Annotated in this window: 8 protein-coding genes; 5 read left to right on the forward strand and 3 right to left on the reverse strand. The window is 69.4% G+C overall.

Annotated elements, in window-relative coordinates; translation table 11 throughout:
• Window positions 1-388 precede the first annotated feature (388 nt).
• Window positions 389-1,186 carry a protein phosphatase 2C domain-containing protein gene (locus RTM68_RS14005; RefSeq protein WP_312171960.1) on the forward strand — a complete coding sequence of 266 codons (798 nt, stop codon included), beginning with the start codon at window positions 389-391 and terminating at the stop codon, window positions 1,184-1,186.
• A gap of 57 nt (window positions 1,187-1,243) precedes the next feature.
• Window positions 1,244-4,003, forward strand: a complete 2,760-nt coding sequence (locus RTM68_RS14010) for an FtsK/SpoIIIE domain-containing protein (protein WP_312171962.1) — start codon at window positions 1,244-1,246, stop codon at window positions 4,001-4,003.
• 39 nt (window positions 4,004-4,042) lie between these two features.
• Here RTM68_RS14010 and RTM68_RS14015 read toward each other — a convergent pair whose 3' ends face one another.
• Window positions 4,043-5,038: an asparaginase gene (locus RTM68_RS14015; RefSeq protein WP_312171965.1), complete on the reverse strand. Its 996-nt coding sequence runs from the start codon at window positions 5,036-5,038 to the stop codon at window positions 4,043-4,045.
• A gap of 82 nt (window positions 5,039-5,120) precedes the next feature.
• Between RTM68_RS14015 and RTM68_RS14020 the strand changes: the two genes are divergently transcribed.
• Window positions 5,121-5,615, forward strand: coding sequence for an OsmC family protein (locus tag RTM68_RS14020; RefSeq protein ID WP_312171967.1), 495 nt, complete (start codon window positions 5,121-5,123; stop codon window positions 5,613-5,615).
• Between the two features lie 21 nt (window positions 5,616-5,636).
• On the opposite strand, the gene RTM68_RS14025 is transcribed toward RTM68_RS14020, so the two are convergent.
• Window positions 5,637-6,416: a lysophospholipid acyltransferase family protein gene (locus tag RTM68_RS14025; protein WP_312171970.1), complete on the reverse strand. Its 780-nt coding sequence runs from the start codon at window positions 6,414-6,416 to the stop codon at window positions 5,637-5,639.
• Between the two features lie 123 nt (window positions 6,417-6,539).
• Between RTM68_RS14025 and RTM68_RS14030 the strand changes: the two genes are divergently transcribed.
• The gene (locus tag RTM68_RS14030; RefSeq protein ID WP_312171972.1) at window positions 6,540-7,529 is read left to right on the forward strand and encodes an FKBP-type peptidyl-prolyl cis-trans isomerase; all 990 of its coding nucleotides are present in this window, start codon (window positions 6,540-6,542) and stop codon (window positions 7,527-7,529) included.
• A 37-nt stretch (window positions 7,530-7,566) separates the two neighbouring features.
• Window positions 7,567-8,649, forward strand: a complete 1,083-nt coding sequence (gene dxr, locus RTM68_RS14035) for a 1-deoxy-D-xylulose-5-phosphate reductoisomerase (protein ID WP_312171975.1) — start codon at window positions 7,567-7,569, stop codon at window positions 8,647-8,649.
• 80 nt (window positions 8,650-8,729) lie between these two features.
• Here the strand turns inward: dxr and RTM68_RS14040 are convergent, their stop codons facing one another.
• Entirely contained in the window at window positions 8,730-10,352 is a 1,623-nt protein-coding gene (locus RTM68_RS14040) for a UDP-N-acetylmuramoyl-L-alanyl-D-glutamate--2,6-diaminopimelate ligase (RefSeq protein ID WP_312171977.1), read from the reverse strand.
• Between the last annotated feature and the right edge of the window lie 58 nt (window positions 10,353-10,410).

A 10,410-nucleotide genomic window follows, 5' to 3' on the forward strand; every position in this document is an offset into this window, starting at 1 on the left:
GTCGGCGCCTCCGGCCGCACCGCAGGTCCCACCGGCACCGCCGCAGGCTCCGCCTGCACCGCCGGCAGCTCCGCCCGCACCGCCGACGGACCCGACTCAGCCTCCCGCGTGACGTTCTGACACAGAGCCCCCGACTTCGGTCGGGGGCTCTGTGCATGTGTCGATCCGGTGGTGAAGTGCGACGGAAGCGGCCGAAGGCGATAGCGTGGGTGCATGGTCACCTCGCAGCGCCGTGACGGCGCACCCGGTCTGCCCGCGTCGGCCACAGGTTCGAGGCGCTCTCACCTCGTCGACGGGTCGGGGCACAGCAGAACGGTGTCGTCGGCTGCTCAGCCTGTGGCTGGGTATGCTGGGGCCGCCCGGTTCGCGGGCGATTCGGAGGCGACGCGTGTCTGAGACGACGACGAAGACCCACAGCATCACAGTGTCCCAGAGCGCACTGACGGTGTCCTGGGCGGGCATGACCGACGTGGGGCGCCGCCGCGAGACGAACCAGGACGCATATCTCGCCGCGTATCCGCTGTTCATCGTCGCCGATGGGATGGGCGGACACGCGGGAGGCGAGATCGCCAGCTCCAGCACTGTGAAACGGCTCGAGGCGATCGCCGCCGCAGGGAACGTGGAGCGCGCGTCGATCGAGGGAGCGCTCGAGCTGGCCGTCGCCGACATCGCAGACCATCCGGAGACCACCGACGAAGGCACAGGCACGACTCTCACCGGGATCTTCCTCGAGTTCTCCGACGGCGATCCGCACTGGGTCTCGCTCAACATCGGCGATTCGCGGGTGTATCTGCTTCGTGATGATCGCCTCGTCCAGGTGACGACCGATCATTCCGTCGTGCAGGAGCTCATCGCCTCGGGCAAGATCAGTCCCGAGGAGGCCGAGGGGCACCCGTACAGCAACGTCATCACCCGCGCTGTCGGAGCCAGCGAGCTGACTGCCCCCGACTACATGGCGCTCGATCTCCGGGCTGGGGATCGATTCGTGATCTGCTCGGACGGTCTCACGAAGGAGCTCACCGACTACGGCATCCAGCACTTCCTGCGGGAGAACGCCGATCCGGCCGCTGCCGTCGACGCGATGCTGGCTGCCGCTCTCGAGAACGGCGGGCGCGACAACGTGACGCTCGTGATCGTTCAGGTCTCCGAGGAGTCTTCCTCCACATCTGCCGACGTGGAGAAGTAGCGCCCGAGTCGTTGTGGACGGGGTCGCACAGCGTTGCTGCTGCGGTCCACTGGAGGCATGGACTCTCTGCCGATCGCCATCCCCGCTGCTCCCGCTGACCCGCGTCGGCCGCCGGTGCCGATCGTTGCGGCTCTCGTGCCGGTCGCGGCGGGGGTCGCACTCTGGCTGATCACCGATTCGCTCTATGCGCTGTGCTTCGCGGCGCTCGGCCCCCTCATGATCTTCGCCTCGCTCGTCGACGGTGCCCGAGCACGTCGCAAGGCCCGGCGCGATGCGACGATCGCCGGTGAGAGGGCATGGGCGGATGCCGAGATCGAGCTCGCAGCGCGTCACGATGAAGAACGGGCTGCCCGCTGGCACCGGAATCCCGACGCAGCCGTGTGCCTCTCGCAGCCTCCTCTGCGCGGAGGGGAGCGACCGGCGGCAGCGACGGAGATCGTCATCGGCAGCGGTGCATCGCCGAGCGGCCTGCGCTCGTCGGGCGGCGACGGCGCGCGCGAGCGCGACTTCCAACGCCGGTGCGGAACGATCGAGCGAGTGCCTGTCGCGGTTGCGCTGGGTGGCGGCATCGCGCTGAGAGGGCCAGCTCCCATCGTCGCAGCGGTGGCGAGAGCATTGGTCGTGCAGCTCTGCCTGAGGTTCGGCCCGCGCCAGCTGGCTCTGGCGGGCGAGGCAGCCTCCGAGCTCGGCGTGAACGTCTTTCCGCACTTCGGCAGATCGCGACGTGGGGCCTTTCTTCTCGGCGTCGTTCACGACGGAGACGAGGCGCCGGACTCCGACGCCGCGATCTGGATGCTGACGAGTGGCGCTGACGTGCCCGAGGGAGTCACGACGGTCATGGATCTGCAGGCGCTGCGCGGTGCGAAGGTGCGCACGCCGCAGGGAATCCTCGACGTCGACGCGGAGGGACTGTCGCGCGCACAGGCCGAGGCCGCGGGCGTGAAGCGCGCGGGGGATGCCGATGACCTCGAGGTTCTGCCGGACGCGGTCGCGTTGTCCGAGCTGACGCAGACTCCTGGGCCGCATGGCCTTGCGGTGGCGATCGGGCGAGGCGACCGCGACACGATGACCGTGGACCTCGTCGATGACGGACCTCATGCGATCGTGACCGGAACCACGGGCGCCGGCAAGAGCGAACTCCTGGTCACGTGGGTGACGGCGATGGCCCGGGCGTACGGGCCGGATCGTGTGCTGTTCGTCCTGGCGGACTTCAAGGGCGGCACGGCCTTCGAGCCGCTTCGAGTGCTCCCGCATGTCGCCGCGGTCATCACCGACCTCGACGACGAGGGCGCGCGACGCGGTGTCTCGAGTCTCACGGCCGAGCTTCGTCGGCGAGAAGCGGTGATCGCATCAGCCGGTGCCCGTGACATCAGCGACGTCGAGATGCCGCGACTCGTCATCGTCGTCGACGAGTTCGCGGCACTCCTGCAGGATCACGCCGAGCTCGGCGGAGTCTTCACGGATATCGCGGCTCGTGGACGAGCGCTCGGCATGCACCTCATCATCGGTACCCAGCGGGCCGCGGGTGTCATTCGCGACGCGCTCGCGGCGAACTGCCCGTTGCGACTCAGCCTGCGCGTCAGCGATGCGGGTGACAGCCGAGCGGTCCTGGGCACCGATGCGGCTGCAGAACTGCCGGGCGGTCTCGAATCGCGGGGGATCGCCTTCGTGCGGCGCCCGCGTGACCACGAACCGACGGCATTGCGCGTGGCGCTCACCGGGGCCGCCGACCTGCGCGCCGCCGCGCTCCTGTGGACCGGCGCTGATCAGGGGGTGAGTCCCTGGCTGCCGGTCCTGCCCCGTCTCATCCCGCTCGCGGAGATCGGCGAGGAAGTGCCTGACGGATGGCTGGCTGTCGGGCGAGCCGACGATCCGCAGCGCCAGGCCCAACCCCTCGAACTGATCCGACCGGGAACGGATCGCGGCCTGTCGATCCTCGGAGCGCCCGGGAGCGGGCGCACCTCGGCGCTCAGGCTCCTCGCAGAGCAGTCATCCGACGCGCTCTGGATACCGCGCGACGCGGAGTCCGCGTGGGACACCGTGACAGGGCTCGCACAACGGACCCGCGTCGCGCCGAGCCTGATCCTCTGCGATGACATCGACCTGCAGATCGGAGACCTTCCGATCGAGCACGGCCAGCACCTCGCACAACTCTGGGAGCAGCTGATCCGCGGGGCGGTGAACGCCACGATCGTGCTCGCCGCATCGAGGTCGTCGGGACCCATAGGGCGCATCCTCGACTCGCTTCCTCGTCGCGCACTTCTCCGCATGCCGAATCGTGTCGAGCATCTCGCGGCCGGAGGAGAATCGCAGTCGTTCGACCGTGATCGTCCGCCAGGGCGGGCGGTTCTCGGTGACCGTGAGATCCAGGTCGCGTGGGTCGAGGCAGAGCATCAGGGGCACGAGGAGTCGGCTGCTCGAGAGGCGGGGGAGCAGCTGCCCTGGGCGCCGGCGACGCGATTGACGGCTCTGGTCACGACCGGAGCGAGGTCGGTGGCCGCGTCTCTCGCCGAGGCATACCCCTGGTGCACGGTCACGGTGGCCTCCGCGCAGCACACGTCCGTGGAAGAAGGCATCGATCGGCCGGTCATCGTCGTCGGCGAGGCAGAGACATGGCAGCGCGATTGGACTCTCTGGCAGCGCGCCCGCAGCGAGGGAGAGATCCTGATCCGGGCGGAGAATCCCGTCGAACTCCGCCAACTTGCCGGCATCCGGCAGCTCCCGCCCTATGCCAGACCGCATGCGGGCCGTGCCTGGTCGCTGCGGGGTGACGGCATACCCGAGCGCGTCGTGATCCCCGCGCTGACGCGGCGATGAGAGAGCCGACGGCTGGCCGGCGTCAGATCGTCCTGTCGGTCAGATCCCGGAGCCTGGGTGTACGGCGCCGACGACCTCGCCACCGCCGAGCACGTCGAGGGGCAGCGCGGCCGCGAGCGTGGCGACGTCCGCGTCGCTCAGGGCGCCAGCCCTGGCCAACAGCGTCGCTGCCACGATCGTCGAGGCGCGCGAGGCGCCGTCGAGCATCTTGAGGGCGACGGTCGTGCCGTTGGGGGCGACCATGACCATGATCCCCTCGGCGCCGCCCTTCGCGAACACCCCGAGCTTCTCGATAGCGATCGAATCCGGGCGGCCCGGGCCCTCGATGGTCCACGGGTGCTCGCGCACGGCCCGGACGAGCGACCCCGCGACGCGGTGGAGCGCGAACGGCGACCGGTCCGATGCGGTGCCGATCCGGTGGATGGCACGGGCCAGCCCTGTCAGAGTCAGCGCGTACACGGGGGCACCGCAGCCGTCGATCGCCGTGTGCGCGATCTTCTCGCCGGTGAGGCGCTCGATGACGTCGCGGATGTGCACCTGCAGAGGGTGAGCGACATCGAGGTAGCCGTCGGTGGGCCACCCCGTCGCGACGCAGGCGCGCAGCATCGCGGCATGCTTGCCCGAGCAGTTCATGCGGATCCGTGCCTGGGCGACGTGCTCGCGCACCATCTCATCGCGCGTCGCGGTGTCTGTTGGCCACGCGGGAGGGCACCCCAGGTGGTCCTCGGTCAGGCCGCCCTCGGTGAGCATGTCGCGCACGACGGATGCATGGCGATCCGTGCCGGAGTGGCTCGCCGTCGAGAGAGCGAGCTGCTCGCCTTCGAGCACTGCACCGGCGGTGATGCAGGCGACGGCCTGCAGCGGCTTGAGGCTCGAGCGGGGAAGGATGAGCGCGTCGGTGTTGCCGTGGCGGGCGATGACGTCGCCGTCCGGGGAGAGGACCACGGCCGCCCCGGCGTGGCGTGATTCGACGAATCCGCTCCGTTCGACGACGGCGAGTTCTACGGCATCCTGCACGGTGAGAGTTTCCAGCACCCAGCAAGGATACCGTCGACCGGCGTCTCCTCCGGAGCCGCCGCCGCGCCGCCTTGTCGGAGAGGACTGGCAGACTGTCGACATGGCAGACCGTCACCCGGCTCTCGGCGAGCACCACTACTCCCTCACTTCGACCTGGACCGGCAACTCCGGTACCGGCACCAGCGGCTATCGGGACTATCGACGCGATGTCACGCTCGCGGTCGAGGGGAAACCAGAGATCCTCGCATCCTCGGACAAGCCGTTCCGCGGGGATCCGGGGCGATGGAACCCCGAAGACCTCCTTCTCGCGTCGCTGTCCGAATGCCACCTGCTGTCCTACCTCCACGCGTGCGTGACGGCCGGAGTGGTCGTGGTCTCGTACAGCGACACCGCCACGGGGTACATGCGCGAGGACGGCACCGGTGGGGGAGCGTTCGTCGAGGTGATGCTGCACCCCCAGGTCGTCGTCGCCGACGCGTCGATGATCGAGGCGGCCGAGCGGGCGCACGCACAGGCGAACGAGTGGTGCTTCATCGCGAACTCGATGAACTTCCCGGTGCGTCACGAAGCCACGGTCACCGCGCAGACCGCGTGACGGTGGCCGTGAGTGGCGGGCTCAGCGCCGTTCGTGCGGCAGGGCCTGCTTGATCTTGTCGATCGCGTTCTGGGCGGGCGCCTCGTTGTAGGCGCCGGCGAGCTCCTGGCCGGACAGCGCGTGGATGGCCGCCATGATCTCGTCGGTCGCGAGTCGACGGGCGCGTCCACTGGAGGCGGGACCGTGCGGTGAGAGGTCGAGGGGTTCGCCGAACCGCACGGTGATGCGCTCCTTCAGGGTCGGCATCTTCGCGCCCACCGGCATCACCTTGTCGGTGCCGATGAGTCCGACCGGAACCACCGGGGCACCCGTCTGCAACGCGAGGAAGGCCACACCGGTACGTCCCTTGTACAGGCGACCGTCGGTCGACCGGGTCCCCTCGGGATACAGCGCGACCGCGAGTCCTTCATCCAGAAGCTGGCGCTGGAGGTCGAGAGCGTCGAGTGCCGCCTGCCCTGCTCCGCGGCGCACGGGGATCGCTCCGATCGACTCGAAGAACGTCTTGCTGAGCCAGCCACGCGGTCCCGTGCCCTCGAAGTAGCTGGACTTCGCGAGGAAGTGCGCTGGTCGCGGGGCAGCGACCGGGATCGCGATCGAGTCGATGAACGACAGGTGATTGCTGGCGAAGATGACCGCGCCCTCGCGAGGGACGTTCTCACGTCCCTCGATGTGCGGTCGGTAGATCAGGCGGGCGAGCGGCGTGATGAGGCTGCGTCCCAGCGCGTACGCGAACCCGGCGTGACGGGGCTTCGCAGTCTCTGCGGGCGAGGTTTCGGGCTCCACGGACTGCTCTGACGTCATCAGAGCAGATTACTCCCGGATCCATGCTCCACCGGGAATGAAGGCCCTGCGCGCGTCTCCCAGGCTCGGCAAAGGCCGATGCGAGATGATGGGATCTCCCGCCCGCGATCCTGAGGTCTCACTGTGCGCAAGCGTCCGCTCATCGTCCTGTCCACCGTCGCCGCGGCGACCCTTCTGCTTGCGGGGTGTTCCGGCAGCGCGACCCCCGAGTCGACCACGACCCCCGGAGCAACGACCGACGCGTCCTGCCTGGCTGATCTTCCCTCCGGTGCGGGATCCGATGCCGTGTCCGTCGAAGGCAGCGGAGCATCCGCCAAGATCACCGTTCCCGAGGGAGCCGACCTGGCGCAGGCCGAGCGCACCGTGATCACGGAGGGTGACGGCGACGAGTTGCACCCCGGCGATTTCGTCTCGCTGCGCTACCAGCTCGTCGACGCCACGACGAACGAGGTCCTCAGCACCTCGGAGCGTGGCCCCGACGGCGTCCTGCCGGCGCTGCTCGCACTGCAGCAGTCGCAGCAGATGGTCGATCCCACCCAGTCGACCGTGTTCACGGTCGCCGCCGAGTGCCTTCCCGTGGGATCGAGTGTCGTTCTGACCCTGCCCTCGGCTCAGGAGGGCTCGAACCCGAGCGTGCTCTACGTCGAGACGATCGAGAAGCTTCCCACCGTGGCGACGGGCTCCGAGGTCGACGCCACCGAGGGCATGCCGACCGTCGAGCTCGATGACGCGGGCTCGCCCACGATCACTCTGCCCGACGGCGACGCGCCGACCGAGACCGAGGTCGCGGTCCTCAAGGAGGGCGACGGCCCGGTCGTCGCCTCCGGTGACCTCGTCACCGTGCAGTACCGCGGCGTGAAGTGGTCGGACGGCAGCGAGTTCGACTCGAGCTGGAGCCGCGACGCGGCGCCGGCGCAGTTCCCGACCACCGGCGTCGTGACCGGGTTCAAGGCCGCCCTCGAGGGGCAGAAGGTCGGCTCGCAGGTCATCGTCACGATGCCCCCGAAGGACGGCTACGGCGAGGGCGAGATCAACGAGAACGACCTCGTCGGCGAGAGCCTCGTGTTCGTCGTCGACATCCTCGGGACCACACCGCTCGAGCAGGTGCAGTAACAGCAGGGGAGCCGAGGACGTGCCATAGGCTGGCGGCATGCGTCGCATCATCGTCCTCGGCTCCACCGGCTCCATCGGCACTCAGGCGCTCGACGTCATCCGCGCGAATCCGCGTCGATTCGAGCTCGTGGGTCTGGCAGCCGGGTCGAACGCAGAGATGCTCGCCGAGCAGGCCGCGGCCTTCCAGGTGGAGGACACGGCGCTCGGGGCCACCGAGGCGGAGCAGCTCGTGCGCGACGTCGACGCCGATGTGGTGCTCAACGCCATCACCGGCTCGATCGGACTCGGATCCACGCTCGCTGCGTTGAAGGCCGGACGCACGCTGGCGCTCGCGAACAAGGAATCACTCATCGTGGGTGGGGAGCTCGTTCTCGCCGCGGCGAAGCCCGACCAGATCGTCCCCGTCGACTCCGAGCACTCAGCACTCGCCCAGGCGCTGCGCAGCGGCACGCACGCCGAGGTCCGGCGCCTCGTCGTCACGGCATCCGGAGGCCCGTTCCGCGGCCGCACGCGCGAGCAGATGCTCGACATCACGCCGCAGGAGGCCCTCGCGCACCCGACCTGGGACATGGGGCGCATGGTGACGACCAACTCTGCGACGCTCGTGAACAAGGGCCTCGAGGTGATCGAGGCGCACCTGCTGTTCGACGTCCCCTACGACGACATCGATGTCGTCGTGCACCCGCAGTCGATCGTGCACTCGATGGTCGAGTTCATCGACGGATCGACGATCGCTCAGGCCTCGCCGCCCGACATGCGTCTCCCGATCTCGCTCGGGCTCGACTGGCCGAACCGCGTCGGCGGCGTCGGGCGCCCGCTCGACTGGTCCACGGCGACCTCCTGGACCTTCGAGCCGCTCGACGACACCGCGTTCCCGGCGGTTGACCTCGCCAAGTCGGTGGGGCGCGCCGGTTCGACCTTCCCCGCCGTGTACAACGCCGCCAACGAACAGGCAGTCGATGCGTTCCACGAGGGGCGGCTGTCGTTCCTGGCGATCGTCGAGACGATCGCCAGGGTCATCGATGCGCATGAGCCCCCGCAGAGCCTCACGGTCGAATCGCTTGCCGAAGCGGAGGCCTGGGCTCGCCGCAAGGCCGACCAGCTGATCGCCCAGGCCTGATCGTTCAAGCCTGATCGTTCAGGCCCCGTCAGGCGACGCTTCGGCGGCGGCGCGTCCGATGCCGGACGGTGCTCCGCCCGTCAGCTCTGTTCGTCGTAGGGGACCGGCCACCGGGAGTCTGGAACGGGCCACCCGGCCGCCCGCAGGGCCCGTCGAGCCAGCTCGCGAGCAGAATACGGAGTGCGGACACCGCGGATATCGCGGTAGTCCTGATGCCCCGGACCCGCCCAGAGGATCGCGTCGCCCTCGCCGACGAGGCCGATCGCGGCGACGATCGCGTCCTCAGGCGGTGAGAACTCGTGGATCTCCGCATCGGGGCGCGCCGCGCGAGCGCCGTCGACGAGAGTGGCTCTGATCGAGTCGGGATCTTCGAAGCGCGGGTGGTGGTCGGTCACGACCAGGATGTCGCTGCCTTCGACGGCGGTGCGCGCCATGTCGTAGCGCTTGGTCGCGTCTCGGTCGCCATCGGCTCCGAAGAGCATCAGGACCTTGCCGGGCGTCACTCGCCGGACGGCTGCGAGGGTCTTCTCGAACGCGTCGGGGGAGTGCCCGAAGTCGACGAAGACCGCGGGTCCGGTGTCGCCCGAGACGAGCTGCGTGCGGCCGGGGAGGTACGCCTCGATTCCGCCGTCACGCTCGAGAGCGGTGACGATGCGGTCCCACTCGTATCCGCCTTCGAGCAGCATGACGATCGCGAGCGCGGCGTTCGCCGCCATGTGCGGCCCGATCACCGGGACCACGGTGGTGAGCGACCCGGCCGGACCCGTGAGCGTGAAGGTGGTGCCCGTCGTCCTCTCGTCGTCGATGACGACGACCCAGTCGGCCTTCGAGGCTGCCTCGGGGTCCGCGGCGATCGACGGGGTGCCGACCGTGACGATCGGGATCTCGGCGCGCTCGACAACCGTCGCGCCCGAGGCGGAGTCGATGCAGACCACGCCACGGAGGGCGCGGTCGGGACGGAACAGGGGCAGCTTCGCCTCGAAATACTCCTCCATGTCGGCGTAGTCGTCGAGATGGTCGTGGCTGAGATTGGTGAAGCCGGCCACATCGAAGCGGATGCCGTCGACGCGGTGTCGTGACAGGGCCTGTGCGCTCACCTCGACGGCGACCGCCTCGACGTCGCGTTCACGCATCAGCGCCAGGAGCGCATGCATCTCCGATGCCTCGGGCGTGGTGAGCCGCGAGACGATGATCTCTCCGGCGATGTGGCGCTCGGCGGTCGAGGAGAGTCCGGTGACCACGCCCAGCTGGTCGAGGATGCCCTCGAGCAGGTGGGACACGCTCGTCTTGCCGTTCGTCCCGGTGGTCGCGAAGAGCAGCGGCAGCGCGTCGTCAGCACCCGTGCCGTACACCCAGGCGCTGAGCGCCCCGAGTACGCCGCGCGGGTCATCCACGATCAGGATCGGAAGCCCGGCGGAAGCGGCGATCTCAGCGCCCGCGTCGTCGGTGATGATCGCGACGGCGCCCTTCTCGGCGGCCGCGCCTGCGAACTCGGCGCCGTGCCGGTTCACCCCTCGGATGGCGACGAAGGCTTCGCCGGCGCGGAGATCGGCGGTGGCGAGGGTGATTCCCGTCACGTCGACACCGGCCGTATCGCCGCGCACGTCGCGGGCGAATCGGGAGGCGAGTTCGGACAGCTCACGCCGGGGCGGGTTCGCGGGGCGGAGCACGGGAGGCAGGCTCGGTTGTTGTTCAATCGACATGTCCCTCCCATGATCTCACGACGGCCCCACGCACACGGGGTGCGGCGCGTCTCCCGAC

It is taken from the genome of Microbacterium sp., from assembly GCF_031988965.1.
Taxonomy (GTDB): Bacteria; Actinomycetota; Actinomycetes; order Actinomycetales; family Microbacteriaceae; genus Microbacterium.